The organism is Sphingomonas sp. SDUR79 (assembly GCF_056821745.1).
In genome coordinates, this window is the sequence record NZ_JBPDIN010000001.1 from 2,471,166 (window position 1) to 2,496,763 (window position 25,598).

General features: G+C 66.5%; 29 protein-coding genes and 2 tRNA genes. 17 read left to right on the top strand and 14 right to left on the bottom strand.

Annotated elements, in window-relative coordinates; all coding sequences use genetic code 11:
* Nucleotides 1-105: 105 nt before the first annotated feature.
* From ACRYLO_RS12330 to ACRYLO_RS12345, 4 genes are all read right to left on the bottom strand, one after another.
* Nucleotides 106-534, bottom strand: coding sequence for an ExbD/TolR family protein (locus tag ACRYLO_RS12330; protein WP_482660428.1), 429 nt, complete (start codon nt 532-534; stop codon nt 106-108).
* A gap of 24 nt (nt 535-558) precedes the next feature.
* Nucleotides 559-1,032 (bottom strand): ExbD/TolR family protein, encoded by a 474-nt coding sequence (locus ACRYLO_RS12335; RefSeq protein ID WP_482660429.1) that lies wholly within the window; start codon nt 1,030-1,032, stop codon nt 559-561.
* A gap of 102 nt (nt 1,033-1,134) precedes the next feature.
* The gene (locus tag ACRYLO_RS12340) at nt 1,135-1,902 is read right to left on the bottom strand and encodes a MotA/TolQ/ExbB proton channel family protein (RefSeq protein WP_482660430.1); all 768 of its coding nucleotides are present in this window, start codon (nt 1,900-1,902) and stop codon (nt 1,135-1,137) included.
* Nucleotides 1,903-1,976: 74 nt separating this feature from the next.
* Entirely contained in the window at nt 1,977-2,615 is a 639-nt protein-coding gene (locus ACRYLO_RS12345) for an energy transducer TonB (RefSeq protein ID WP_482660431.1), read from the bottom strand.
* A gap of 265 nt (nt 2,616-2,880) precedes the next feature.
* On the opposite strand from ACRYLO_RS12345, the gene ACRYLO_RS12350 reads away from it, so the two are divergent.
* Nucleotides 2,881-3,720 carry a hypothetical protein gene (locus ACRYLO_RS12350; RefSeq protein WP_482660432.1) on the top strand — a complete coding sequence of 280 codons (840 nt, stop codon included), beginning with the start codon at nt 2,881-2,883 and terminating at the stop codon, nt 3,718-3,720.
* 33 nt (nt 3,721-3,753) lie between these two features.
* On the opposite strand, the gene ACRYLO_RS12355 is transcribed toward ACRYLO_RS12350, so the two are convergent.
* A complete protein-coding gene (locus tag ACRYLO_RS12355) occupies nt 3,754-4,125 on the bottom strand; it encodes a dihydroneopterin aldolase (protein ID WP_482660433.1) in 372 nt (123 codons plus the stop codon).
* A gap of 67 nt (nt 4,126-4,192) precedes the next feature.
* Entirely contained in the window at nt 4,193-4,825 is a 633-nt protein-coding gene (locus ACRYLO_RS12360; protein WP_482660434.1) for a glutathione S-transferase family protein, read from the bottom strand.
* Between the two features lie 94 nt (nt 4,826-4,919).
* On the opposite strand from ACRYLO_RS12360, the gene ACRYLO_RS12365 reads away from it, so the two are divergent.
* The 4 genes from ACRYLO_RS12365 to ACRYLO_RS12380 are packed head-to-tail and all read left to right on the top strand — an operon-like array spanning nt 4,920 to nt 7,798.
* A complete protein-coding gene (locus ACRYLO_RS12365; RefSeq protein ID WP_482661741.1) occupies nt 4,920-5,402 on the top strand; it encodes a GNAT family N-acetyltransferase in 483 nt (160 codons plus the stop codon).
* 40 nt (nt 5,403-5,442) lie between these two features.
* The gene (locus ACRYLO_RS12370) at nt 5,443-6,006 is read left to right on the top strand and encodes a DUF1285 domain-containing protein (protein WP_482660435.1); all 564 of its coding nucleotides are present in this window, start codon (nt 5,443-5,445) and stop codon (nt 6,004-6,006) included.
* Nucleotides 6,003-6,605: a CoA pyrophosphatase gene (locus ACRYLO_RS12375; protein ID WP_482660436.1), complete on the top strand. Its 603-nt coding sequence runs from the start codon at nt 6,003-6,005 to the stop codon at nt 6,603-6,605. The genes ACRYLO_RS12370 and ACRYLO_RS12375 overlap by 4 nt, the downstream gene beginning before the upstream one ends.
* On the top strand, nt 6,593-7,798 hold the full coding sequence (locus tag ACRYLO_RS12380) for a CCA tRNA nucleotidyltransferase (protein WP_482660437.1): 1,206 nt from the start codon (nt 6,593-6,595) through the stop codon (nt 7,796-7,798). The genes ACRYLO_RS12375 and ACRYLO_RS12380 overlap by 13 nt, the downstream gene beginning before the upstream one ends.
* Here ACRYLO_RS12380 and ACRYLO_RS12385 read toward each other — a convergent pair.
* Entirely contained in the window at nt 7,768-9,483 is a 1,716-nt protein-coding gene (locus ACRYLO_RS12385) for a putative bifunctional diguanylate cyclase/phosphodiesterase (protein WP_482661742.1), read from the bottom strand. The two genes, ACRYLO_RS12380 and ACRYLO_RS12385, sit on opposite strands and share 31 nt — an antisense overlap.
* A gap of 86 nt (nt 9,484-9,569) precedes the next feature.
* Complete coding sequence (parC, locus tag ACRYLO_RS12390; protein WP_482660438.1) at nt 9,570-11,819, bottom strand: DNA topoisomerase IV subunit A; 2,250 nt, start codon at nt 11,817-11,819, stop codon at nt 9,570-9,572.
* 70 nt (nt 11,820-11,889) lie between these two features.
* Here parC and ACRYLO_RS12395 point away from each other — a divergent pair, with 70 nt between their 5' ends.
* From ACRYLO_RS12395 to purC, 4 genes are all read left to right on the top strand, one after another.
* The gene (locus ACRYLO_RS12395; RefSeq protein WP_482660439.1) at nt 11,890-13,149 is read left to right on the top strand and encodes a tetratricopeptide repeat protein; all 1,260 of its coding nucleotides are present in this window, start codon (nt 11,890-11,892) and stop codon (nt 13,147-13,149) included.
* 121 nt (nt 13,150-13,270) lie between these two features.
* Complete coding sequence (locus tag ACRYLO_RS12400) at nt 13,271-14,143, top strand: hypothetical protein (protein WP_482660440.1); 873 nt, start codon at nt 13,271-13,273, stop codon at nt 14,141-14,143.
* Between the two features lie 236 nt (nt 14,144-14,379).
* Nucleotides 14,380-15,249, top strand: a complete 870-nt coding sequence (locus ACRYLO_RS12405; protein WP_482660441.1) for a hypothetical protein — start codon at nt 14,380-14,382, stop codon at nt 15,247-15,249.
* Between the two features lie 96 nt (nt 15,250-15,345).
* Nucleotides 15,346-16,128, top strand: a complete 783-nt coding sequence (gene purC, locus ACRYLO_RS12410; protein WP_294014682.1) for a phosphoribosylaminoimidazolesuccinocarboxamide synthase — start codon at nt 15,346-15,348, stop codon at nt 16,126-16,128.
* Nucleotides 16,129-16,264: 136 nt separating this feature from the next.
* Here the strand turns inward: purC and ACRYLO_RS12415 are convergent, their stop codons facing one another.
* The gene (locus ACRYLO_RS12415) at nt 16,265-16,414 is read right to left on the bottom strand and encodes a hypothetical protein (RefSeq protein ID WP_482660442.1); all 150 of its coding nucleotides are present in this window, start codon (nt 16,412-16,414) and stop codon (nt 16,265-16,267) included.
* A 144-nt stretch (nt 16,415-16,558) separates the two neighbouring features.
* Between ACRYLO_RS12415 and purS the strand changes: the two genes are divergently transcribed.
* Genes purS through ACRYLO_RS12430 form a run of 3 tightly spaced genes read left to right on the top strand, consistent with a single transcriptional unit; the run spans nt 16,559 to nt 18,157 of the window.
* Nucleotides 16,559-16,789: a phosphoribosylformylglycinamidine synthase subunit PurS gene (purS, locus tag ACRYLO_RS12420; protein WP_294014680.1), complete on the top strand. Its 231-nt coding sequence runs from the start codon at nt 16,559-16,561 to the stop codon at nt 16,787-16,789.
* Nucleotides 16,786-17,451 (top strand): phosphoribosylformylglycinamidine synthase subunit PurQ, encoded by a 666-nt coding sequence (gene purQ / locus ACRYLO_RS12425; protein ID WP_482660443.1) that lies wholly within the window; start codon nt 16,786-16,788, stop codon nt 17,449-17,451. The genes purS and purQ overlap by 4 nt, the downstream gene beginning before the upstream one ends.
* Entirely contained in the window at nt 17,396-18,157 is a 762-nt protein-coding gene (locus ACRYLO_RS12430) for a Crp/Fnr family transcriptional regulator (protein ID WP_482660444.1), read from the top strand. The genes purQ and ACRYLO_RS12430 overlap by 56 nt, the downstream gene beginning before the upstream one ends.
* Before the next feature lie 54 nt (nt 18,158-18,211).
* On the opposite strand, the gene ACRYLO_RS12435 is transcribed toward ACRYLO_RS12430, so the two are convergent.
* Complete coding sequence (locus ACRYLO_RS12435; protein WP_482660445.1) at nt 18,212-18,616, bottom strand: hypothetical protein; 405 nt, start codon at nt 18,614-18,616, stop codon at nt 18,212-18,214.
* A gap of 215 nt (nt 18,617-18,831) precedes the next feature.
* Here ACRYLO_RS12435 and ACRYLO_RS12440 point away from each other — a divergent pair.
* Nucleotides 18,832-18,909: transfer RNA gene (locus tag ACRYLO_RS12440), tRNA-Pro, on the top strand.
* A gap of 210 nt (nt 18,910-19,119) precedes the next feature.
* Here ACRYLO_RS12440 and ACRYLO_RS12445 read toward each other — a convergent pair.
* Both ACRYLO_RS12445 and ACRYLO_RS12450 read right to left on the bottom strand, forming a co-directional pair.
* A complete protein-coding gene (locus tag ACRYLO_RS12445; protein WP_482660446.1) occupies nt 19,120-19,440 on the bottom strand; it encodes a hypothetical protein in 321 nt (106 codons plus the stop codon).
* Nucleotides 19,441-19,443: 3 nt separating this feature from the next.
* Complete coding sequence (locus ACRYLO_RS12450; protein ID WP_482660447.1) at nt 19,444-20,166, bottom strand: queuosine precursor transporter; 723 nt, start codon at nt 20,164-20,166, stop codon at nt 19,444-19,446.
* A gap of 79 nt (nt 20,167-20,245) precedes the next feature.
* Between ACRYLO_RS12450 and ACRYLO_RS12455 the strand changes: the two genes are divergently transcribed.
* Nucleotides 20,246-20,322: transfer RNA gene (locus ACRYLO_RS12455), tRNA-Arg, on the top strand.
* 56 nt (nt 20,323-20,378) lie between these two features.
* Here the strand turns inward: ACRYLO_RS12455 and ACRYLO_RS12460 are convergent.
* A complete protein-coding gene (locus ACRYLO_RS12460; RefSeq protein ID WP_482660448.1) occupies nt 20,379-21,617 on the bottom strand; it encodes an RNA polymerase sigma factor in 1,239 nt (412 codons plus the stop codon).
* A complete protein-coding gene (locus ACRYLO_RS12465) occupies nt 21,617-21,976 on the bottom strand; it encodes a YciI family protein (protein WP_482660449.1) in 360 nt (119 codons plus the stop codon). The genes ACRYLO_RS12460 and ACRYLO_RS12465 overlap by 1 nt, the downstream gene beginning before the upstream one ends.
* A gap of 175 nt (nt 21,977-22,151) precedes the next feature.
* Here ACRYLO_RS12465 and ACRYLO_RS12470 point away from each other — a divergent pair, with 175 nt between their 5' ends.
* From ACRYLO_RS12470 to ACRYLO_RS12480, 3 genes are all read left to right on the top strand, one after another.
* The gene (locus ACRYLO_RS12470; RefSeq protein ID WP_482660450.1) at nt 22,152-23,360 is read left to right on the top strand and encodes an alpha-hydroxy-acid oxidizing protein; all 1,209 of its coding nucleotides are present in this window, start codon (nt 22,152-22,154) and stop codon (nt 23,358-23,360) included.
* A gap of 102 nt (nt 23,361-23,462) precedes the next feature.
* Entirely contained in the window at nt 23,463-24,458 is a 996-nt protein-coding gene (locus ACRYLO_RS12475) for a glycoside hydrolase family 5 protein (protein ID WP_482660451.1), read from the top strand.
* A complete protein-coding gene (locus ACRYLO_RS12480) occupies nt 24,455-25,582 on the top strand; it encodes a hypothetical protein (RefSeq protein ID WP_482660452.1) in 1,128 nt (375 codons plus the stop codon). Before ACRYLO_RS12475 ends, ACRYLO_RS12480 begins: the two co-directional genes overlap by 4 nt.
* Nucleotides 25,583-25,598 lie beyond the last annotated feature (16 nt).

Below are 25,598 nucleotides of genomic sequence, written 5' to 3' on the forward strand. Positions count from 1 at the left end.
TGCGTTGATTGCAATCGTTCAAGCACGCGACAAACCATTGTTCGCACAACAAAAAAGGGCGACCAGAGGGTCGCCCTTTGATGTTTGTTCAGGCCGCCGAAGCGATCAGAACTCGTTGCGATACTGCTCGTTGCCGACGAAGCCGAGCTTCGTGACGGCGGACCGCTTGATCACCGCCAGCACCTCGTCAACGCGCTCATAGCGCGCTTCGGGGTTGGGCTGGAAATGGAGCTCAGGCTCCGGGGTGATCTGAACGCTCTGGTCGAGATACTGACGCAGCGTCACCAGATCGATCTCGCTGCCGTTCCAGTAGACACGGCCATCGGGTTCGATCGTGACCTTGTTCTTCTGCGGCTCGACCGGGTTCTGCGGCTGCTGGTCGGTATTCTGCGGAAGGTCGACCTTCACCGCATGCGACTGGGGCGGGATGGTGACGATCAGCATGATGAGGAGCACGAGCATGACGTCGATCAACGGCGTCGTGTTCATTTCCATCATCGGCTCGCCATCATCTGTGCCGGCGCTCATTGCCATGGTGTGTACTCCTGAACTTCGGGCTTACTGGGCGCCGAGCTGCGGCTGCGAGATGAAGCCGACCTTGACGAAGCCCGCATTCTGCATCGTGTAGACCACGCCACCGATGCACTTGTACGGCGCGTTGGCGTCGCCGCGAATGTGCACTTCGGGAATGTCGTCCGGCTTCAGATTGTCCTTGCCGATCCGGTCGACCACCGCCTGCAGATTGTCGCTCGCCCGCTTCAGCAGTTCGGTGCTGGTGATCGGGGTCATCTGCCAGAACACCTGGCAATTGCCATTGGCGTCACCGCGCACCGCGAGCAGCACGTTCTCCGGCTTGGTTTCGGTCGGTTCGAATGCCACCTTGGGCAGTTCAAGCTCGACCGACTGAATCGCGACGGGAATCGCGATCAGGAAGATGATGAGCAGAACCAGCATGACGTCCACCAGGGGCGTCGTGTTGATGTCCGACATCGGTTTTTCTTCGGCGCCATCGCCGCCTACACTCATCGCCATTGGCGCAATCCTATCTTTCGCATCCTGTCCACGGGCCCATTTGGCCCGATGGCTGACCGTGCGGCACGGCGCACCGCCGCCGCACGGTCGTCAGTCGAATGTTCAGGCCTTGGCAGTGGTCGCGACCGGCGGTGCCTTCGGCGCAGCCTTAGCACCCTTCACGGCCGGACGCACGCGGCCGTCCGAAGCCAGATAGCCGAGCACGTCGTTCGAGAAGCCGCTGAGCTGCTCGGCGATCGCCTTGTTGCGGCGCTGCAGCCAGTTGTAGGCGAGCACGGCCGGAACGGCGACGACGAGGCCGAGCGCGGTCATGATGAGCGCTTCACCGACCGGGCCGGCGACGGTGCCGATCGACGCGTCACCCGCCGCACCGATCTTGATCAGTGCGCGGAAGATGCCGACGACGGTACCGAACAGACCGATGAACGGCGCGGTCGAACCGACGGTCGCGAGGAAGGCGAGACCGCCACCCAGCTGCGAGTTGATCGAATCTTCCGAACGCTTGAGCGAGCCGTGCAGCCAGTCATGTGCCTCGATCGGATCGGTCAGTTCCTTATACTGGTCCTGGGCGAGCAGCGCGTCTTCGACGATCTGGCGATAGGCCGAGTTCTTCTCGAGCTTGGCAGCGCCCTCACGCAGGCTGCCCGACTGCCAGAAGGCAGCGCGGACGCGCTTGTGCTGGTTCAGCACCTTCTGCTGCTCGAACACCTTGGTGAACAGGATGTAGAGCGAGAAGAAGAGCATGACGGTCAGGATGGTCGCGGTGCCCCAGGCGATCACGCCGCCTTCGTTCATCGCGTGCAGGATGTCGAAATTCGCGGCGGCGGGGGCCGGTGCGGCAGCGGCTCCGGCGAGGATGGTGGTGAACATGTGCGGATCTTTCCCTATGAAATAACGATTGTGATGTCGGTATCCGGGTCAGGCGTGCGGCGCACGCCTGCCCATCAGTCTTCGAGCTGCCACCGGAAACGCAGCGACTTGGTTCCGCCGGGGACCGGGTTCCCGGCCGCGTCGAGCGCGGGCGAGTAACGACCACGACGGGCCACCAGGCTGCACGTCGCAGCGTCGAGCGCGGAGGAACCCGACGACGAACTCACCCGGCAATTTTCGATCCGCCCCTGCGCGTTGATCGAAAAAGTGATGCCGACCGAACCCTCGTCGCCAGCGCGACGCGCGGCGGGCGGGTAGTCATCCGGCGTCACCCACGACGACGGGTTGCCACGTGCGGCCGCAGCCTTGCTGATCGCAGGCGGTGGCGGCGGCGGTGGCGGCGCGGGTGGCGCAGGCGGCGCAGGCGGCGTCGGCGGCTGGCTCGGCGGGATCACATTCGACACGGCCACGGGCGGCGGCGGCGAGGGAACCTGAACGAGCGGCTTTTGCACCACGACGGTGGTGGGTGGCGGCGGGACCGGTGTATCCGGCGGCGGCGGCGGCGGAGGCACTTCCTCAGGCGGAGGCGGCGGCTCCTGGACCTCGAAGACTTCCATCTCCTCGGCCTTTTCCTTGATATATTTGTAGGCGAGCCCGGTCACGAACACGTACCCGAGAATGGCAAGGATGACCGAGACGACCACGATCGCCACGACCCGACTGCCTCCTACATCACGATCTGCGTAGGCCATTCAGCAACTAAACTCCTTCATTCGCCGCGCCGTTGCCCGGCACCCTGGCATCATTGTCGGCGTGGCTCTCCCGGTCGGACAATCGTAAGACCGACCGGCGGCGGCGCGAGTCCTATCGCGGCGGTTTGCGCGACGCAAACGCTTTGTCGGACGTAATAAACGTATAATCCGCACGTGGCAGAAATATTTCTGTATGCTGCTGGGACATTCACGTAGAATGAACGGCATGTTTCGTATCCGTACCGTATCGCTTTGTGCCGCATTTTTCGCGGCTTCTCCGGCGCTGCTGCCGTCCGCAGCGGCGCAGCTGGTCGCCGAATCCGGAGTGGTGCTGCCACCCTATGCACAGGTTGCGGACCGGGTGATCGGCGCGCCCGCGATCCTCGATGCGCGGATCCGAAGTGCGGCGCGAATCAAGGGAGTCGAGGCCGCGAACGTCGCGCCGGGGCATCAGCGATTCTATGTCGAGGCCGATGTGCTGGCGCTGATTCGCGCCGATGCGGCGATGGCAACGCGGGTCGGCTATGTCGTCGATGTGTCGCTCGACGCCCGCGGGCGCGCACCCAAGCTCGCCAAACGCCGGGTCCTGCTGTTCGCGCGACCAGTCGCCGGTCAACCGACGATGATCCAGCTCACCACGCGCGACGGGCAGCGCGACTGGAGCGCCGAGCTCGACGCACTGGTTCGCCGGATCGCGCGCGAGGTGGTTGCCCCCGACGCGCCACCGGCCATCACCGGGCTTGGCAACGCCTTTCACGTTCCGGGCGCGTTGCCCGGCGAGGGCGAGACCCAGATTTTCGTGCAGACAGCCAATGGCGCACCCATCTCGCTGTCGATCCTGCGCCGTCCGGGTGAGCAGAAACGCTGGGCGGTGGCGCTGGGCGAGATCGTCGACGATGCCGCCGCCGCGCCCCAGCGCGACACATTGCTATGGTATCGCCTAGCCTGCAGCCTGCCGCGCGCACTGCCGACGACCAGCCTGGCGGACGAGGATCCGGCGAATGTCGCCGCAGCGCGGGAGGATTACCGCTTCGTGCTTGAGCAGCTGGGGCCGTGCAAGCGGTAGCGTGGCAGTGTCAGGCTTTAGGCGCTGGCCGAATTACTTCCGGTACCGCACCAGCGTGATGCCGATGCGCTCGTCCGCTTCGGCGATGGCGAGCTTGACGATCTCCACCTCGACGCGCTGGATGCGCGGATCGCCGGTCATCAGCGTTTCGACGATATGGTCGGCCACGCCCTCGATCAGGGTGAAGTGCACCCCCTGGGGCAGCGCGCCGGTCGCGGCGTGCTTGAGATCGAGATAGGATTTCGAGGCGCTGAGCGGCGTGTCGGGCTCAAACGGCGCGCCGGGGGCCATGTCGACGGTGATCGAGATGCGCAGCGGCTGGGGCAGGTGCGTCTCTTCGGAATAGACGCCGGTGAGGACCTGGACCTCGAGATCGCGAACCTGAAGCTGAAGAAGATCGTGCAACGAAAAGCCCCTCGGGGAAACTGATCGCGCGCCCATAGGCCGCGCCCCCACAAACGGCAATGGGCGTTCAGGCCGATGCGCTGGGCCGGGCGCTTGCGTCGCTGTGCCAGCGGCGCAGATGGGCGAGATGCTCGGGCACCGCCAGCTTTGCCGCGCGGGCGAAATCGAGCGTCACCAGCGCGGTGATGTCGGCGAAGCTGTAATCTTCCCCCGCGATCCAGGGCCGGTCGGACAGGCGGTCGTCGAGCGCCTCGACAAAGGCGTCCCACATGATTGCGCCGCGCGCGGCCAGCTCGGGGATCTGCGCGATGCTCAGCCCCGCGTCGGGAATCGCGCGATCCTTGAACGCGGTGGCGGTGTTGCGCAGCACATAGACCACTGCCGCATAGCCATCCCCCTCGATCCGGCGGGTCCAGCTTTCGATCCACCCAATCTCCAACGGCGTGCGCCCGAACAGCGCAGGCTCCGGGTGCAGCGCCTCGAAATAGCGACAGATCGCCGCCGATTCGCACAGCACTTCGCCCGTGTCGAAGCGCAGGGCCGGCACCGCGCCGCGCGGGTTGATGCGCAGATAGGCGTCGGCGAGATGCTCGCCCGAGCGCAGGTCGATCGCCTCCCGCGGCACCTCGATACCCTTTTCGGCAAGGAAGATGCGCACGCGACGCGGGCTGGGTGCCCAGGGTGCGTCATAGAGCTTCATCGCGGGCCTCCTTATTCCGCTATGCGGGGACCAGTTTTCGCGGCTAAAGGCGCGCGCCCCCGGCGTCCATCCCCCGGGCTGGTGGAGATTGTCCCTGTTCGAGCTGGTTCCCCTGGGCGAGGTGTATCGCGACGCGGTCGAGCAGCTACTCGACCGGGTGTTCGGTGCGGATCGACACGGCCGCACTGCCTATCGCCTGCGCGAGGGCGTGGCAGCGGTGCCGGAACTGAGCTTTGCTGCCGTGGAGGCGGGGACCCTGGTCGGGTCGATCCAGTGCTGGCCGGTCGAACTGGCGGGCGACGATGGCAGCGTGACGCCGATGATCCTGGTCGGCCCGGTCGCTGTCTCGCCCGAGCGGCAGAATGTCGGGATCGGCCGCGCGCTGATGTGGCGGGCGATCGAAAACGCGGGCGACGCGGTGCTGATGCTGATCGGCGATCATGATTATTATGCACAGTTCGGGTTCGACGCCGCGCGGACGGGCGCGTGGCAGCTGCCCGGGCCGTTCGAACGCGCACGGCTGCTGTCGCGGGGGCCTGCGCCCGATACGCCCGGCATGGTCGGTCCGCGCCGCTGACACTTTACCGGAGCGGGTAAAAGCGCCTAACGGCAATGAAATGCCGATGCCGCCGCCCCCCGACCTCGCCAGCCTGTCGCTTGCCGAGATCGCGCGGCTGGCCGACGAGCAGAAGCTGCCCCCGGTCGATAGCTGGAACCCCGCGCATTGCGGGCATAGCGACATGCGCATCGCGCGCGACGGGACCTGGTATCACCAGGGGTCGCCGATCAGCCGCCCGGCGATGGTGCGGCTGTTCGCATCGATCCTGCGGCGTGAGCCCGATGGGCGCCATGTCCTCGTCACCCCGGTCGAGAAGCTCGACATCGAGGTCGAGGACGCACCGTTCGTCGCGGTAGAGATGAAGCTCGAGGGTGCGGGTGAAGCGGCGCGGATCGCATTCCGGCTGAACACCGGCGACCTGATCCCGGCTGGTCCGGAGCACGCGCTGCGGTTCGAGGAGCATGACGACGGCCCCCACCCCTATCTGCACGTCCGACGCGGGCTGGAGGCGTTGGTGGCGCGGCCAGTCTATTATGAACTGGCGGCGCTGGCGCTGGAAAACGGGTCGAACCCGCCCGGCGTGTGGAGCGACGGCGCGTTCTTTGCGATGGCCCCGGCATGACGCTGGCTGAGCGGCTGCGTGCGGCACTCGACGCGGATCATGACGATGCACCCGAGCTGATCGTCGGCGATGTGCTCGACGAAGCGATTGCGGCGGATGGCGTGCCGATGCCGGCCGCGGTGCTGGTCGCGGTAACCGACCGCCCCCGCCCCGGCCTGATCCTCACGCAGCGCACCGATACGCTACGCCGCCATGCCGGGCAGGTCGCCTTTCCCGGCGGGCGGATCGACCCGGGTGACACCGATGCGACGGCGGCAGCATTGCGCGAGGCGCGCGAGGAAATCGGGCTGGAGCCGGACGCGGTCGAGCTGGTTGGCCTCGCCGACCGCTATCGCACCGTCACCGGGTTCGAGGTTCAGCCGATCGTCGCGGTGATCCCGCCCGATCTGGTGCTAACGCCGCAGCCGGGTGAGGTCGCGGCGATCTTTGAAGCGCCGCTCGATTTCGTGCTCGATCCTGCCAACCAGCTGCAGTCCAGCGTCGAGTGGCAGGGCCGCGACCGGCATTATTACGAGATCTTGTGGCAGGATTTTCGGATCTGGGGCGCGACCGCGGCGATGCTGGTCAATCTGTCGCGGCGGCTCAAATGGACGCCGTGACGCTGCCCGATGCACCGTGGCGGCATTGGCCGGGGCTGGACCGGCTGACGGCTGCGCTGGGCGATGGAAATGCCCGCGTGGTCGGCGGCGCGGTGCGCGACACGCTGCTTGGCATCCCCGTGTCCGATGTCGACATCGCCACGCCGCTCGACCCGCAGGAGGTGATGCAGCGGCTGGAGCGCGCCGGGATCAAGGTGATCCCGACCGGCCTTGCCCATGGCACCGTCACGGCGGTCAGCAGCGGCACGGTGGTCGAGGTGACGACGCTGCGCCGCGACCTCGAAACCGATGGTCGCCACGCTACCGTCGCGTTCACCGACAATTGGCAGGAAGATGCCGCGCGGCGCGATTTCACGATCAATGCGCTCTATGCCGATCCGGCGACGGGCACAGTGTTCGACTATTTCGGCGGGCTGGCCGATCTCGACGCGCGGCATGTGCGCTTCATCGGCGATCCGCTGCGCCGCATCGCCGAGGATCATCTGCGCATCCTGCGCTTCTTCCGCTTTCTGGCGCGGTTCGGCGACAGTCCGGACGCGGCGTCGCTCGACGCATGCACCGCGCGCGCCAACGACCTGATGGCATTGTCGCGCGAGCGGATCGCCGACGAGCTGCTCAAGCTGGTGGTGGCCAAGGATGCGGGGCGGGTGATCGCGCTGATGCTCGCGCGCGGGATTTTCCGCCCGGTCATTCCCGAAATCATGTCGGTCGAACGATTTGCGCGGGTCGCTGCGCTGGAGGCGGAAGCGGGGCTGGAGCCGGACCCGGTTCGCCGCCTCGCCGCGCTGCTGCCCGCCGATGCGGCGATTGCCGAATCGGTGGGGGCGCGGCTCAAGCTGTCCAATGTCCAGCGCAAGCGGCTGATCGGCGCGACCGAGGCAGAGCTGTTCGGAGCGCCGCGCGCCGCCGCCTATCGGCTGGGGCGCGACGAGGCGATCGACCGGCTGTTCCTGTTCGATGCGCCGACCGCCGTGGCGGATGCGCGCGACCTGGCCGGCTGGGAGATTCCGCGGCTGCCGATCAGCGGCGGGGCACTGATCCAGCGCGGCCTGTCCAAGGGCCCCGATGTCGCACGTGCGCTGCGGGCGGTGGAGAGTCAGTGGGTGGCGGAGGGCTTCCCCGGTGCGGATCGGGTGGCGCAGATCGCCGACGCGGTCGTGGATCAGGCGTTGCGTTCGAGCAGCAGCGCATAGGCCGCATCGATGCAGAGCGGGCGCGAATAGAGGAAGCCCTGCCCATAATTGCAGCCCAGTGCCGCGAGCGTCTGGGCGAGTTCGTTGGTTTCGATCCCCTCTGCCGTGGTCTGCATCCCAAGCGCCTGGGCGAGGCTGAGGATCGCGCGCACGATCGCAACCTTGTCGCGGTCGGCGAGCATTCCCGACACGAAGCTGCGGTCGATCTTGAGCACGTCGATCGGCAGCTTCTGAAGATAGGCGAGGTTGGAATAGCCGGTGCCGAAATCGTCCATCGCAAGCGTAGTGCCGAGCGCCTTGAGCGCCTGCATCGTCTGGGCGATGCGGTCGGGATCGGTGACCAGCGCGCTTTCGGTCAGCTCCAGCGTGATCTTGCGGCCATCAACGCCGTTCGCTTCGAGTGCGGCCTGCACCATCGGCGCGATCTGATCGCGCTGCAGCTGAATCGCCGACAAATTGACCGCAACCTTGGCCCCGCAATCGCCGCCCGCGCGCGCATCCCATAGGGCAACGGCGCGCGCCGCTTCATGCATCGCCCAGCGACCAAGCGGAACGATCAAACCCGATTCCTCAGCGACCGGGATGAACTCGACCGGTGACAAAGCGATGCCGCTTTCGGTGGTCCAGCGTGCCAATGCTTCGAATGACACGATCTTGCCCGAGGCGAGGTCGCAGATCGGCTGAAAATTGAGCACCAGTGCACCATTGTCGATCGCGCGGCGCAGCTCGGTCTCGATGCTGAATTCCTGGCGCACGACGTCGAACGCACGGGTTTGATAGACTTCGGTGCGGCCCGATTTCTTGGCCCGCTTCATCGCGAATTGGGCGTGGCGGATCAGCTCTTCGGCATCGCCGCGCTCGCCCTCACCGATCGCGATGCCGATCGCGCAATCGACGCGAATCTCGAAGTCGGACAAGCGGAACGGTGTGGTCAGCGCATTCTGGATGCGCTTGGCGACGTGCAGCGCGTCCTGCAGCCCTTCATCGAGTTCGAGGCGGATGGCGAATTCGTCGCCGCCGGTCCGCGCCAGCATGTCATGCCCGCGCAGCGCACCCTTGACCCGGCGCGCGACCGAAATCAGCAGCTCGTCGCCGGCCAGGCCACCCATGCAGGCATTGATGCGGCTGAACCGGTCGAGGTTGATGACGAGGACCGCGAACCGGTCGATGCCCGACCGCTCGATCTCGTCCTCCAGATCCTCGCCAAAGCCGGCGCGGTTGGGCAGGCCGGTGAGGCTGTCGGTCAGCATCTCGCGGCGCAGGCTGCGCTGTGTGCGCAATTCCGACGTATGGTCGATCAGCGTGACCAGGCAGCGACCATTGTGCCGTTCGGTGCTGCGCCGCGCGAAACGGACCCGGAAGAAGCGGGCGTCGACCGCATCGCCCAATTCCCAATCAAACTCTTCGTCATTGCCCTCCGAATCGAGGAACTTGCCGAGTCGCGCACCCAGCTGGCGAATCACCGGCGACAGATCGGCGGTGGTGCCAAGTCCGGCGAGGCGGAAGGGCCGGTTGACCGATTCGAACACGAGCCCGTGCGCGCCCCGTTCGACGATCGCTGCGGGAATCGGGAGTAAATTCAATGTCTGCGCCGTGCTGGACGGGCCAAGGACGCGCGGGTCCGGCCCCGTCACGGGGACGGGCGCGGGGACTGGCTTGTCCTTCCGGCGGCGCGATAACAGCATCACCAAACCGGGTTAGGGACATTTGGTTAAGCGGTGCTGAAGAACGACCCCCGTCGCGCCCGCCGCTTGGAACCGACTTGCTGGGATTAGAAGCGGTTATCGCGCGGAAAGCCGTTCGGCGGCATCCGTCCCGCCGCCCCGCGCGCGGCGCGCCACGGGGCAAGGTCCGCTTCGGTCCGCGTCCGCCCCTGCTCTCCACCCATCCGCCAGCTCAGGCCATCGGCGAAGCGGAAGGTGACGGCATCGGACAGTCCGCCATCGCGATAACGCTGGAGCTGAACCCCCTGCCCGCGCGCCAGCTCCGCCAGCTCGGTCATCGGGAAGACGAGCAATTTGCGATTGTCGCCGATCACCGCGACATAATCGTCACCGGCTCCGACCTGGCGCACCAGCTTCAGGGCCGCGCCCGTGCGCGGGGTCACCACCTGCTTGCCCTTGCGGGTTTCGGCGATCACATCCTCGGTCTTGACCAGGAAGCCGCGCCCGTCGGTGGCGGCGACGAGCAGTTTCGGCGCGATGCTCGCCGGGAACAAGCCAACGATCCCAGTCCCGCCGTCGAGATCGATCATCAGCCGCACCGGTTCGCCAAAGCCGCGCCCACCGGGCAGCCTGTCGGCCGCCAGCGTGTAGAAGCGGCCATTTTCGGCGGCGAGCAGCAATTTGTCCGTCGTCTGCGCGTGGAAGGCGATGAACGGGCCGTCGCCGTCCTTGAACTTCGCGGTTTCAGCACTGGCCAGTTCGGCATGACCCTTCAGCGCGCGGATCCAGCCACGTTGCGATAGAATCACGGTGATCGGCTCCCGCTCGATCATCGCCTCGAGCGGAATTTCGCGCGCCGGGGCGGCTTCGGCGACCAGCGTTCGCCGCGCGCCGAGTGCCGTTTCGGGGCCGTAGCGGTCGCGCACCTTGGTCAGGTCGCGCTTCATCCGCGTGCGCTGCCGCGCCTCGCTCGACAGCAATGCCTGAAGCTCGGCCTGCTCCTTGGCCAGCGCGTCGCGCTCCTTGCGCAGCTCCATTTCCTCGAGCTTGCGCAGCGCGCGCAGCCGCATGTTGAGGATCGCCTCAGCCTGGCGGTCGGTCAGTTCGAACTCGGCCATCATCACCGGCTTGGGCTCATCCTCGGTGCGGATGATCGCGATCACCCGGTCGAGGTTGAGGAAGGCGATGATATAGCCCTCAAGCAGCTCCATCCGGTCGGCAATCTTTTGCAACCGATGCTCGCTGCGGCGGCGCAGGACGATGAACTGGTGGTCGACCCAGGCAGCGATCGCCTGGGTCAGGCTCATCACGCGCGGGGTGCGGGTGTGGTCGAGCACGTTAAGGTTGAGCGAGACGCGCACCTCAAGGTCGGACAGGCGGAACAGGCTTTCGATCAGCGTGTCGGGATCGACGGTGCGCGCGCGCGGTTCGAGCACGATGCGGATCTCTGCATCGGATTCGTCGCGGACATCGGCGAGGATCGGCAGCTTCTTGTCGTTGATCAGCGCCGCGATCTGCTCGATCAGCTTGCCCTTCTGGATACCGTACGGAATCTCGGTGACGACGATCTGCCACGTGCCGCGCCCCTGATCCTCCAGCCCCCATTTGGCGCGCACGCGGAAGCTGCCGCGCCCGGTGGCGTAGGATTCGGCGATCGAACCAGGGCTGTCGACGACGATGCCGCCGGTCGGGAAGTCGGGCCCGCGAACATGCTCCAGCACCTGCGCGTCGCTGGCATTGGGCTGGTCGATCAGCATGATCGCCGCATCGATCAGCTCGGCGGCATTGTGCGGCGGGATGCTGGTGGCCATGCCGACCGCAATGCCGCTGGCGCCATTGGCGAGCAGATTGGGGAACAGGCCGGGGAACAGCTCCGGCTCATGATCCTCGCCATTATAGGTCGGGCGGAACTCGACCGCATCCTCGTCCAGCCCGTCCATCAGGTCGATCGCGACCTGGGTCAGCCGCGCTTCGGTATAGCGATACGCAGCGGCGTTATCGCCGTCGATATTGCCGAAATTGCCCTGTCCGTCGACCAGCGGGTAGCGCAGCGCAAAGGTCTGCGCCAGGCGGACCATCGCGTCATAGACCGACTGGTCGCCATGCGGGTGATATTTGCCGATCACGTCGCCGACGACGCGCGCGCATTTCTTGTAGGCGTCGTTCGGATTGAGCTTCAGCCCGCGCATCGCCCACAGCAGGCGGCGATGCACCGGCTTCAGCCCGTCGCGCACATCGGGGAGCGAGCGCGCGGTGATGGTCGACATCGCATAGACGAGGTAACGTTCGCTGAGTGCGGAGTCGAAGGGGGCATCGACGATGGAGTCAAAGGGATCGGGATCGCGGGTATCGCTCATGACGATGCTTGTTAGAGGCGCTGTGGGGGGAGGCAAGCCCTGCGCGGCGCTTTTGGCGCTCGCACTGCCCGTGGCAGCGGCGGCCCAGTCGTCGGCGCCGGGCGCCCCCGAGCAGCGCTGGCGGCTGCCGCCCGACGTACGCATGCTCGCGCAGATGGGCGGCAATCGCGAGGCGCTGCGCCTGATCGAGGCCGAGATCGGCACATGCGAAGCAGCGCGCACGGCCAAGACGGTGCCGGACGATAACTGCATCGATCTGTTCATCACGGCGACGACGCTGGCGCAACGGGTGCGGGACGGGGTCAAGGCGACCGCATTGGCCCAACGCGCCGTGGCGGCGGCGGAGCGTGCGCTGCCGCCCGGCCATCTCGACCGCGCACTGGCACGGCGACTATTGGCGAGCACGTTGGTCCAGACGCCGGACGCTGCGCTGGCCGAGTATCGCGTGGCGCTCGCTTTGTATCGCGCGGCGGGCAGCAATGCGCAGGACAATGTCCTGGACGACATGGTGGACCTGCTCAACGCCCATTCGCGCTATGCCGAGGCGGAGCCGCTGCTGCGCGGCATCCTGGACCGCGCGCTCGCCCGGCGCGGCGCGGCGCACCCCGATGTCGGCGCGGCGCTGACCAATTTGTCGATCAACCTGTCGGCGCAGCGGCGGGAGGCGGAGGCGCATCCACTGCTGGTGCGCGCGCTGGCCATCTATGAGGGCGCGCTACCGCCCAATCATCCGCACATCGCGGTGCTGCTGGTCAATGTCGGCGCCTCGCTGATTGCGCTGCAGCGGCCACAGGAGGCGGTGCCGGTCCTGCGCCGGGCGCTGGCGCTGCGGGAAGCCAATCTGCGCGCGGGGCATCCCGACATTGCGGTCGCGCTGGGTGCACTCGCCAACGCGCTGACGGCGGCGGGCGACGTGACGGGCGCGGAGGGGGCGTTGCGGCGCGCGCTCGACATTCGCCGGGCGGCATTTCGCCTGGGGTCGCCGGCAATTGCCAACGGGATCGTCAGCCTGGCCTATAATCTGGGCAAACAGGGCCGCCATGCAGAGGCGGTGGCGCTGTATCGGGAGGCACGGGCGATTTACGCCGCGGCCTATCCGCCCGGCCATCCCTATCGCATCAACGGGGACTGGTCGCTGGCCGCCGCGCTGCTGGAGGGGGGCACGGACCTGGCCGAGGCGCGCAGCCATTACCGCGAGGCGGGGCGGAATGCCACCGCGCGGATCGGCAGCTATCGCGACTTTGACGCCGGCGCGATGCGGGAGGCGGAAAGCTGGCGCAACATCTTTGCCGGGCAGGCGAAAGTGGCGTGGGCGCTGACGCAGCGATAGCGTCGTTATCTGTTTGGCGGTGCCGGCCCGCTTCCCGATTCGGCACAACGGTGCAGACTCGCCCTTCCGGCGGTTAACCATCTCGCCTATCGTTCCACCCACGGACCGCAGGGGGACTCGAATGCGAATCGTGGCGGCATTGCTGGCAATCGTGGCGCTGGCCGGGTGCGAAGGCGCGCCCAAAAAGGATCAGGACAAGATCAGCACCGAGGCCGTCGCCGCGCTGACCGCGACCGGCGGGGCGTTCGACTATCGCTATGCGTACAAGGTGCCGGGCAACCATGTGAAGGCGGTGGTCGAATCGCATGCGGCGGGCTGTGACAAGCTCGGCCCGGCGCGGTGCCGCATCCTTTCGCTGCGCTATCGCGTCGATGATGCGAACCGGATCGCGGCGACGCTGACATTCCGCATCGACCCGTCGGTCGCGCGCAGTTTCGGCGAGGCGGCGACCAAGGTCGTGGTCGGCGGCGGCGGCGCGCTGGTCGAGACCGAGATCGCCGGGGCCGATGCGACCGCGAGCGCGCGATCCAACGCGCTGGTCGGGCGACTGCGCGAACAGCTCGCCAACGCCAAGGCGAGCAATGACCCGATCCAGCAGGATCGCGCGCGCAGGTTGCAGACCGCGCTCGACGTGATCGCCGAATCGGAGGCCGACAGCGGCGAGACCATGGCGACCGCGCCGGTGCTGATCACCTATGCCTCCGGCACCCCGGCGCCGGGCCTGAACGGGTCGGCGGATGCGAGCTTCCGCGACGCGGGGGACAAGCTGGTCACGTCCGCTGCGGGAATTGCGCAGGTGCTCGCCTCGGTTGGCCCCTGGCTGTTGTTGATGGTGATCGCAGTGCTGGTGCTGCGCCTGCTGATCCACGGCACCGGTGGAGCACCGGCTCCGGCAACCGGCCAGGACGAGGATGAGGCCTATCGCGAGCCCGGCGAGCCCGAGCGGCGTAACGCGATCCAGCGCTGGTTCAATCGGGACGATAATCCCGCTTGAAACCCCCACCCGTTGAGGATCGTACGGCGCGGCCATCGGTCGCGCCGCTTTGCGTCATTTTCGGGGCACAATTGCACCTATCCGGTCTCACATTACTGTTATTTAATAGATTTTTCGCCCGCAAAATACGGCAAAAAAGTGGCATTGCTTATATCCCTGTAATGTGATGTGTTATCACGGCACGCCAAAGCGTGCTTCTGCGGCGACGAATGGAGCCGCGAACAGGAGGTTGCCACATGCACTGGAAATCGGGTTCCGCACTCCTAGCCTTAGCCGTCACGCTCACCGCCTGCTCTGCACCGGAACAGAGCAGTCCATCGTCCGAACGCGCCGGGATGGAGACATCCGATGCCGCCGAACCGCCCGCCGGGGTTGCCGTCACCGCCGCGCCGGGGGTCGCATTCAACTATCGCTACGCCTTCAGCCTGCCCGCCCAACGCGTCGCCACCGCGCAGGAGACGCATGCCGCCGCGTGTGAGAAATTGGGCGTCGCGCGGTGTCGGATCACCGGCATGCGTTACCGCCTGACCGGCGAAAATGCGGTCGAGGCGATGCTGGCGTTCAAGCTCGATCCCACGCTGGCCCGCGCCTTTGGCAAGGAGGGGATCGCCGCAATCCAGCAGGCCGAAGGGCGTCTGGTGGATGCCGAGATCACCGGCACCGATGCCGGGGCAGAAATCGCACGGCTGGCCGGCGAACGCGCACGGGCGGGCGACGAACTTGCGCGGATCGACCGTGAGCTGGCGCGCACCAACCTGTCTGCCAGCGAGCGCGCGGAGTTGCAGCGCCAGCGCGCCGACCTCGTCGCGCAGATCGGACAGGTGCAGAGTGCATCCGGCGCGCAACGCGAATCGCTCGCGAACACGCCGATGACCTTCGACTATCGATCCGGCCCGGCAGTACGCGGGTTCGATGCCAGCGCACCGCTGAGCAGCGCGCTCGACCTGCTTGCGGGATCGGCGCAGGCGACGCTTGCCTTCGTGCTTGGAGCGCTCGCGATTCTTGCGCCGCCGGGCCTGGTGTTGGGCCTTGGCCTGCTGCTGTGGCGCTGGCTAAAGCCGCGGTTCCGCCGGGCAGCGTCCGCCCCCGCACGCACCAGCGATTGATTGCACCCCGGGTCGGCTTCCGATATAGGCCCGCCCTTACCGCCCCGGCGACGCGCGACCGTGCCGCCGGGGCACCGCGTTTCTGAAGGACCCCCTATGGCACGCCGCCGCCAGATTTATGAGGGCAAGGCCAAGATCCTCTACGAAGGCCCCGAACCCGGCACGCTGATCCAGTATTTCAAGGACGATGCGACCGCGTTCAACGCCCAGAAAAAGGGTACGATCAGCGGCAAGGGCGTGCTCAACAACCGGATTTCCGAGCATATCTTCACGTTGCTCGGCAATATCGGCATCCCGACGCACTTCATCCGCCGCCTGAACATGCGCGAGCAGTTGATCCGCCAGGTCGAGATCGTGCCGATCGAGGTGGTGGTGCGCAACGTCGTCGCCGGGTCGCTGGCCAAGAAGCTGGGGATCGAGGAAGGCACGCCGCTGCCGCGCACGATCATCGAATATTATTTCAAGGACGATGCGCTGGGCGACCCGCTGGTCACCGACGAGCATATCCTGTGCTTTGGCTGGGCGGCACAGGAAGAGCTGCACGACATGGCCGACATGGCGATCCGCGTGAACGATTTCATGTCGGGCCTGTTCGCCGGCATTGGTATCCGCCTCGTAGACTTCAAGCTCGAATTCGGGCGGATCTTCGACGAGAATGGCTATGCCCGGATCATCCTGGCGGACGAGATCAGCCCCGATGGCTGTCGCCTGTGGGACATGGCGAGCGGCGAAAAGCTCGACAAGGACCGCTTCCGCCGCGACCTGGGCGGCGAAGTCGAAGCCTATCAGGAAGTGGCCCGCCGCCTGGGCCTGTTGCCCGAGGGCGCCGATTCGGCAGTGCTGGACCTTGAGACCCACCGCAAGAAGCGCGGGAAGTAAGAGCAAAATCGTCATCCCCGCGAAAGCGGGGACCTATCTCCCTGACTTTCCAAACGCACAACCGTGGCATTGAATGGCCAACGCACGAGATGGGTCCCCGCTTTCGCGGGGATGACGGCGGGACGCGACGGTACGCTCAACCCTTCGCCTTCAACCCCGCGATGATTCCGAAGATGAAGGAACAGACCAGCGCGATCTGAACCTGTCCGCTCGGGTCGCTCCACCCGAAATATTCCCGGCCGAACGCGGCGAGCGCGATGAACAGGGCAATTGCCAGATATGCCATGACGCCAGACTCCGCCGGGGACCGCCCCTGTGGCGGCGACTCGGCAAGGCCGAGTGTCGCGGACCGGGGTAAATGGGCGATGAAAATCTTGAACCCGCGTCGCGTTAGGCTCATAGGGCGCGGCAAATCCCCGGAGGAATCCCCATGAAGCTGCGCATCGTCGTCACCCTCAAGAACGGCGTGCTGGACCCGCAGGGCAAGGCGATCGAACACGCGCTGGGCTCGCTCGGCTTTTCGGGCGTCGGCGAGGCGCGCGTCGGCAAGCTGATCGAACTCGACGTTGCCGACGACACCAGCGACGCGGACATCGATGCGATGTGCCAGAAGCTGCTCGCGAATACCGTGATCGAAAACTACCGGGTCGAAAAGGCATGAAGACCGCCGTCATCGTCTTTCCTGGATCGAATTGCGACCGCGACCTGGCGGTGGCGATCGAGAGCGTGACCGGGACCAAGCCGGCGATGGTCTGGCATGGCGAGAGCGAATTGCCCGACGGCCTTGGCCTGATCGCGCTGCCGGGCGGCTTTTCCTACGGCGATTATCTGCGCTGCGGCGCGATCGCGGCGCGCTCGCCGGTGGTGCGCGCGGTGGTCGATGCGGCGAATCGCGGGGTGCCGGTCATCGGCATCTGCAACGGGTTTCAGGTGCTGACCGAAACCGGCCTGCTGCCCGGTGCGCTGATGCGCAATTCCGGCCTCAACTTCGTCTGCCGCGACGTCGCGCTGACGGTCGAGAACAGCCAGTCGATCTTCACCAGCCGCTATGATGCGGGTGAGACGATCTCGATTCCGGTCGCGCACCATGACGGCAATTACTTCGCCGACTCCGACACGCTCGACCGGATCGAAGGTGAGGGGCGCGTCGCGTTCCGCTATGCCAGCGACGTCAATGGCAGCGCGCGGCAGATCGCGGGCATCGTCAATGCCGGCGGCAATGTACTGGGCATGATGCCACACCCCGAACGCAAGATCGAAGCCGCCCATGGCGGCAGCGACGGACGCCGCCTGTTCGAAGGGCTGCTCGAAGCGGTGGCGTGAGGCAGTGAGCGGCCCGGCCCCGATCGTTTGCGACACCTGTCCGGTCGCCGATCGCGCCGTCTGTTCAGCCTTGTCGCCTGACGATCGCGGCGAACTCGCGCGGATCGGGCATCACCGACGCTATACGCGCGGCGAGACGATCGTCGCGGCGGGCGATTCGGCGACGGTCTGCGCCACCCTCACGCGCGGTGCGGCGAAGATGTCGACCATCGACCGCGACGGGACCGAGCGGATCGTCGCGCTCGTCCACCCTGCGGGGATGCTGGGCCAGCTGTTCGCGCCGACCGCGACGCTGCACGTCACCGCGCTGACCGATAGCGAGGCGTGCCTGTTTCCGGCGTCGCACGTCGCCGCGCTGAGCGACGCGCGTCCGGCGCTCGCCCGCCGCCTGCTGGCCGAAGTGAGCCGCGAGCTGGACGCGAGCCGCGCGCTGATCGACCTGATTTCGAAGCGCCAGGCCAAGGGGCGCGTCGCTGCGCTGATCCTGGCCTTTGCCCGTGCAGCCAGCCCGGCGCCGTGCCACGAGGCCGACAGCTTTGACCTGCCGCTGACGCGTGGGGAGATGGCGCAGCTGCTGGGCATCACGATCGAGACGGTGAGCCGCACGCTGACTGCGCTGGAAACGGCGGGGCTAATCGCGCGGCACGGCAGCCATGGTATCGCGATTCGCGACCGCGCAGCGCTGGACGACCTCGCCGCCGGATAAAAGAAAGGCGGACGAACCCATAGGTCCGCCCGCCGGGAGGGGGAGGTTGGTTGGTCAGACCGTGAAACGGATCACCGCGACGATCAGGCCCCAGATCATCAGCATGACCGGCATGATCATTACCTGGACGGTCGCGCCGCCTGCGCCGAGATGGCCCGATCCGGTCGGCAGCCCGTGCGCCACGAAATCGGCGAAGCTGGGTGCGCGCCCCTCGCCCGGCGCAACCCGCGCCCACCAGGCTGGAACGATGAAGGCGGCGGCGAGGAAGACGCCGAAGATCACGAAGGGAATCGCCAGCCCCTTCTCCCCGAACGCCGCCCACATGATGCCGAGATAGGCGAAGAAGCCCGCGAACACCCCGATATGCAGCGCCGGGTGCAGGTCGAACACATGCGCGCCACGCGTGCGCGGCATCGGCGTCGCCTGAACGAATGCGGTCTGGTGCAGCGGCATGTTCATCGTCGGTCTCCTTTGTCGGGAGCGACGATGCAGCGAATCTGCGGCGGCAACTTTGCGATCCGTCAAAATCGACAATAGGGGAGAAAATTCACCAAATAGGCTTGCATCACTGGTTTGACGCTGCCATAACGAAGCCATGCTTATTGCACGCCTCTTGCCGCGACCGCGACCCTTTAGCTGTCGACATTGACGGTCGCATCGCTGCGCCCGTCGATCAGGGCGTAGCTCAAGCGCGTTAGAGCGCCCGCTTTGGAAGCGGGAGGTTGCGGGTTCAAATCCCGTCGCCCTGACCAACCCTCACTGAAAATGATGCTTTTTCGCCGCCTTCAGGTGTGGCCGAACGCAATCCAGTGCGCGGTCGGTTTGTGATTCCGATGCTAGCGGGTGCAAATCCCGCCGGTCACCCCTGAGGGCGGCGAGCAGGCTGCGGCTCGCGTCAAGATGCAAGCGCGGACCAGACCGGGCGCAAACGCGCGTATCAAACACCTATTTGGTTATAATCCTCACGAGGAAGCAAAAAGCGGCGTCGTGCGCGCGAGGATCAGGATCGCGCTGGGCCACAGCATCGTGTTCCACAGGTCCTTCCAGCCATCGTCGAGGTACAGCCGTGTCCCGGCCGCCAGCGCGTCGCGAATGTCCCAGGCTTCACCCGCCAGCGTGACCGCCAGTGCCACGGCCCAGGGCTTCCAGCTACGTAGCGGCCAGCGGAAGATTAGCGCGGCGGTGAAGAAGACGATCAGACCGATATGGACGTGCAGGCTATCGCGGGCGAGCCCGCTCCAGTCGACGAGCCATTGCTTGCTGTCCTGAAACATGCCGAGCACGGGTTACACCCGCATGCGGAACGGGGTGAAATCGGTGCCCTCGTCGAACACGTCCAAACCCTCGCGCCGCTTGAGGAAGCCGACCACGGCATAGGTGACCGGAGTCAGCACAACCTCCCACAACACCTTCAGCCCCCAATTGGTGACCATTACCATCAGCACCTGTTCGGTCGTCCACACACCAAGAAATGCGAGCGGGTAGAAGATCAGGCTGTCCACGCCCTGGCCGAACACGGTCGATCCGATCGTGCGGCTCCACAGATGCTTGCCGCGCGTCCACAGCTTCATCCGCGCAAGGACATAGGAGTTGACGAACTCGCCCGCCCAGAACGCGATCATCGACGCGCCGACGATGCGCCATACCTGGCCGAACGCGGCCTCATACACCTCCTGCCCCTCCCAGCCCGGGGCGGGGGGCATGGCGACGATCACCCAGCACATGACAGCCGCGAAAAAGGTCGCACCGAACCCGGCCCAGATCACCCGGCGCGCACGCGCATAGCCGTAGATTTCGGTGAGCACGTCGCCGATGACATAGGAGAGCGGAAAGAACAGGATTCCCGCGCCGAAGGTAAGCCCGCCGAGCGTGGCGACCTTTGCCGCGCCCACCACGTTGGACAGGACAAGGATGACGCAGAAGGCGGCCATCACATAGTCGTAGTAACGGAAATGGCCGCCCGCGACTTGCCCTGCGTTGATCCGTACCGGTGCTGCCCCGTCACTCATCGCCCACCCCCTGATTACGCGCGCCGACTATGATCGCGGTTCCACACCCGCGCAATCCGCGCTAACGGGTCCAACATGCGCGCCCGTAGTTCAACTGGATAGAGCACGAGCCTTCTAAGCTTGGAGTTGCAGGTTCGAGTCCTGCCGGGCGCGCCAGTTGCTGGGCTTGGTTCGATACTGCGATAACGCCGACCCGGGATCGCGCGCCGACATCAGCGATCTGGTCGATCGCCATATCCACCATCCAGAAGGAAGCGGCGAATGCTCGCGTCGCTGCTGAGGCCGGCCGCAACGGCCGCCGCCTCACGCGCGGCATCGGGCTGGTGCGACAGCCACAGCGTGCGCGCCCGGGCCGCCCACCACGGCTGATAGGATCTGGCACCATCGATGCCGTCGAGCAGCAGGAGCGCGGCGGCGGGATCGCCGGCTTCGGCGACGGCAACCGCACGCGCCACGCGCACGCCGGTGGTCGGCGCGAAGCTGGCGAGGATATCGTACAGCCGCACCAGCTGGCCAGTGAAGCGCTCACCGGTCAGGCGCTGCTGGGCGTGGAGCGACTGGATCGCCGCCTCGGTCTGGAACCGTCCGGGTACCCCCAGCCGGGCGGCTGCGCGCAGCAACGCTTCCGCCTCCATAATCAGGTCGCGCGACCATAAGGACGTGTCCTGATGACGAAGCGCGATGAAATGCCCGTCGGCATCGCGCCGCGCGGCCCGGCGCGCCTCGCAATGCAGCATCATCGACAATAGCCCAAGCGCCTCCGGCTGATCCGGCACGTGCCGGACAGTCAACCGCGCGAGCCAGATCGCCTCTTCGGCCAGGCCGGCAAGCCGTGCGTCGGCGCTCGCGACGTCCTCCCAGGCGGTTCCGTAAGCGGCATAGGTCGCAGCGAGCACTGCGGACAGGCGTTCGGGAATGTCTTCGGGATCGGGGATGACAAAGGCGATACCGGCATCGCGGATGCGCCGCTTGGCGCGGACCAGCCGCTGCCCCATCGACGCAGCGGATACCAGGAAGGACGCCGCAATGCGCGCGGCGTCGAGCCCCAACACCGTCTGGAGCATCAGCGGTGCCTGAACACCCTGCGCGATTGCGGGATGCGTGCACACGAACATCAGCTTGAGCCGGTCATCGCCAAATCGGTCCATCGCGGCATCGGCGCGTTCGTCGTGCAGCATGCGCGCGGTCTCCGATCCGCGCTCGGCGGTTTGTCGCCGTCCCATGGCATGCCCGACGCTGCGGCGCGCGACGGTCAAAAGCCACCCGGTCGGATTGGCCGGGACACCATCCTGCGGCCACTGCGCCAGCGCCGCGGCGAACGCATCGGCCAGTGCGTCTTCGGCAGCGGCTATATCGCGCGTCCGGCTCGCCAGGATCGCGAGCAATTTGCCATAGGAGTCGCGCGCCGCAACGGTCGCCAGAGCGGCAACATCGCGGCGCGCGGCGTCCATCAGCCGGCCGGAGGTGGCAGAACCGGGCGGATCTCGACCGACCCGGCGGTGACGCAGGGCGCACGGGCTGCCCAGTCGAGTGCCGCATCAAGGTCGGGAACATCGACGATCACGTAACCGCCCAGCATCTCCTTGGTGTCGGCAAACGGGCCGTCGGCGACATGTCGTGTGCCCCCTTCGACCCGCAAGGTGGTGCCGACTTCGGGGGGCTGCAATCCGTTGCCGCTGATCATGATGCCGGACTGGGCGATGGTGCCCATATATGCGCTCCAGCCGCCCCAATAGGGTTCGGCCTGTGCGGGGTCGGTGCGTTTGGCCTGCTCGTCCGCAGTCTCATAGAATAGCAGCATATAGTGCATGTCGATCGCCTTCCGTCCGATGATGTACGCCCACCGACCCGGTGTCGATGGACGAGCGGCCCTTGCCGCCCACCCCGATGTGCTTCGGGCGCAGCGCATTTCGACAATGCGCCATCCCCCGGCCCATTTTTCTCCAACCATGGCGCGATAAATTCATTTGCCTATCCCCCGCCCGATGCCGACCATATCGCACACAAGAAGTGACCGGGAGGGGGACGCGATGCCGCATTTCGGCGATTATCAGCATACCATTTATGGCGCGGGGCTGCAGGGCGTGCTGCCGACAATTCCCGTCGATTTCGCCACCCTCGAACAGCGCGCAGCGGCTGCGATGGCGCCGTCGCTGCTGTCCTATGTTCAGGGCGGGTGCGGGGACGAGCAGACGCAGCGGGCCAATGCCGATGCGTTTCGCCATTGGGGTATCGTGCCACGGATGATGGTCGATTGCTCGACCCGCGACCTGTCGGTCGAATTGTTCGGGATGCAGCTCCCCTCCCCGCTGTTCATGGCACCCGTCGGCGTGGCGGGGATGTGCACGCAGGACGGACATGGCGACATCGCGGCTGCGCGCGCCGCCGCCATGACCGGGGTGCCGCTGACCGTCTCCACGCTGACCAACGATCCGCTGGAGGACGTCGCTGCGGCGATGGGCAACACGCCGGGGATGTTCCAGCTCTACACGCCCAAGGACCCCGAACTCGCCGCCAGTCTGGTCAGCCGGGCCGAGGCGGCGGGATACAAGGCGATCGTCGTGACGCTCGACACCTGGGTCACCGGCTGGCGGCCACGCGACCTGAACACCGCCAATTTCCCGCAGCTGCGCGGGCATGTCCTGTCGAATTACTGGTCCGACCCGCGCTTTCAGAAGATGCTGGCAAAGCCCGTGGCAGAAGACCCGCGCGCGGCGGTGATGACCTGGGCCGCGACGTTCGGGCGCGTGCTGACCTGGGCCGACATGCCGTGGCTGCGGTCGCTGACCAGGCTGCCGATCGTCCTCAAGGGCATCTGCCACCCCGATGATGCGCGGCGCGCGATCGATGAAGGGGCGGACGGCATTTATTGCTCCAATCATGGCGGGCGCCAGGCCAATGGCGGGATCGCGGCGATCGACCTGTTGCCCGATGTGGTCGCGGCGGCGGGCGACGTGCCGGTGCTGTTCGATTCAGGGATCCGGTCGGGCAGCGATGTCGCCAAGGCGCTGGCGCTCGGCGCGACCGCGGTCGGCGTGGGCCGCCCCTATTGCTACGGCCTGGCGCTCGGTGGCGCAGAGGGCGCGGCGCACGTGCTGCGATCGATCCTGGCCGAGGCCGATCTGCTGATGGCGGTCGACGGGTTCCCGAACATTGCGGCGTTACGCGAGGCAGGGGCGCGGCGGTTAAGTTGAAGCCCGTGAGGCCCACTCAAAACCCCGATTGACCAGCGTTGTCTGATAGCGCTACCAATCGAGTCGTACACGGCCCGTCAGTGGCCGGACTAACGAGGAGAGATGCGCATGATGGCCCCATTGGCGCTGGTCGCCCTGCTTGCCGCCGCGCCGCAAGCGGCACCCGCCCGCACCGACAAATTGCCGGTCGGCATCTGCATCAACATCGGCAACACGTTCGAACCGCCTGCCGAATCCGCCTGGGGCGGCAAGCCGCTGGCCGATGACGATATGGCGATCATCGCCAAGGCCGGGTTCAAGACCGTGCGCCTGCCCGTCCGGTGGGACACGCATGCCGGGCCGGGGCCGGACTTCAAGATCGACGAAGCCTATATGAAGCGCATCCGCACCGCGGTCGAACAGGCGCGCGCGGCGGGGCTGAACGTCATCCTCAACAGCCATCATTTCGAGGCGATCCACAAGGACCCGCTGGGCAGCGCGCCGCAGCTGGCGGCGATGTGGCGGCAGATCGCGGCGCGCTTTGCCGACATGCCGCGCGACCATGTCTGGTTCGAGATCGAGAATGAACCGCACGGCAAGTTCGACAACAAGAACCTGATCGCGGTCATCACCCCGGCGCTCAAAGCGATCCGCGAGACCAACCCCGATCGCCCCGTCATCGTCGGCGGCGAGTTCTGGAGCGGGATCGACAGCCTGGCGACGCTGCCGTTGCCCGAGGACCCGCACATCGTCCCGACCTTCCATTACTACGAGCCGTTCGACTTCACGCATCAGGGGGCGAGCTGGGTCAATCCGGCGCCGCCGCTCGGCCGCACCTATGGCACCGCCGAGGATGCGTTGCGCCTGAAGCGCGATGTCGAGAAGATCCGCGCCTATATCGCGCGGACTGGCAAGACGCCGTTCATGGGTGAGACGGGGGCGCACACCACCACCAGCCTCGACCAGCGCGTCGCCTATCACCGCGCGGTCACCGCCGCGTTCGGCCCGATGGACATCGGCATGTGCACATGGGCGTACAGCAACACCTTCCCATTCTATGACAAGGAGAAGAAGCAATGGCTTCCGGGTCTGCGCGGCGCGATGGGGCTGCCGGAATGAAGCACGTTCTGATCGCGGCGGCGGCGCTCGCCGCGCTCGCCCCCGCCGCCGTTGTGGCACAGGACCAACCGACCGCCGAGCTGCAGGCGCTGGACGATGCGCTGCCCGGCACCCTGATCAACGATCCGTCGCGCCTCGACTGGGCCTTTTACGGCGCCGAGCAGAAGACCAAGAATGTGCAGGACGCGTCGATCCCCGGCGGCGGCGCTGCCGTACGGGTCGAAGTGCCGCGCGCGGGTGCCAACATCTTTGACAGCGGCGCGAATGTGCCGATCCGGCGGGGCATCGCGGTCGGGCGCGACGTGACGGTCGCCTTTTATGCCCGGACGGTGAAGTCCGAAGCGCCAGGCGGCAAGGGCAAGATCGGCGTCCGCTTCCAGCAGAATGCCGCGCCCTATGCGGGCTTTGGCGATACCGTGCTCGATATCGGCAGCGAATGGGGACTGTACGAAGTCACCGCGCGATCGGACAAGGCGTTGCCGACCGGACAGGCGGTGGTGGGCCTGCAGCTCGCCGGGGCCAAGCAGGTGATCGAGATCGGCCAGGTCATCGTGGTCGAAGGCGCCACGAGCATCCGCACCGTCAAGCGGGTCGAAGCCGCCGCCGCGCCCGACCCCGAGCTGCCGCCGCAGCTCAAGGACAAGGGCAAGATGCTCAATGATCCGGCCAATCGCGACTGGGGCTTTTTCGGCGCGGGGCAGACGACCAAGGCGACGGTGACCAATGTCTATGGTCGCGTCGGTACGCTGTTCAGCGTCGCCAATGCCGGGGCCGCGCCCTATGCGTCGGGCGCGAGCGTGACGCTGAACGAGGAGATCAAGGAGGGCGATGTCCTGCTGGTCGCGGTGCTCGCGCGCACCTTGTCGGCGGCGACGCCGGATGGCCAGGGGATGCTGTCGGTCCGCATCCAGAAAAACGCCGCGCCCTATGACGGCTTCCTCGACAAGCCGGTGCAGGTCGGGCCGAACTGGCGGCTCTACCAGTTCCGCACCCAAGCCCCGATGGACATCGCCAAGGGTGCAGGCCAGCTGTCGCTCCACACCGGGGCTGCCCGGCAGGAGATCGAGGTCGGCCCCGTCTATGTCATTCGTGAAGAAGCGGTGCTGACATCGTCGAGCAACTGATCCTGACCGCCGGGGC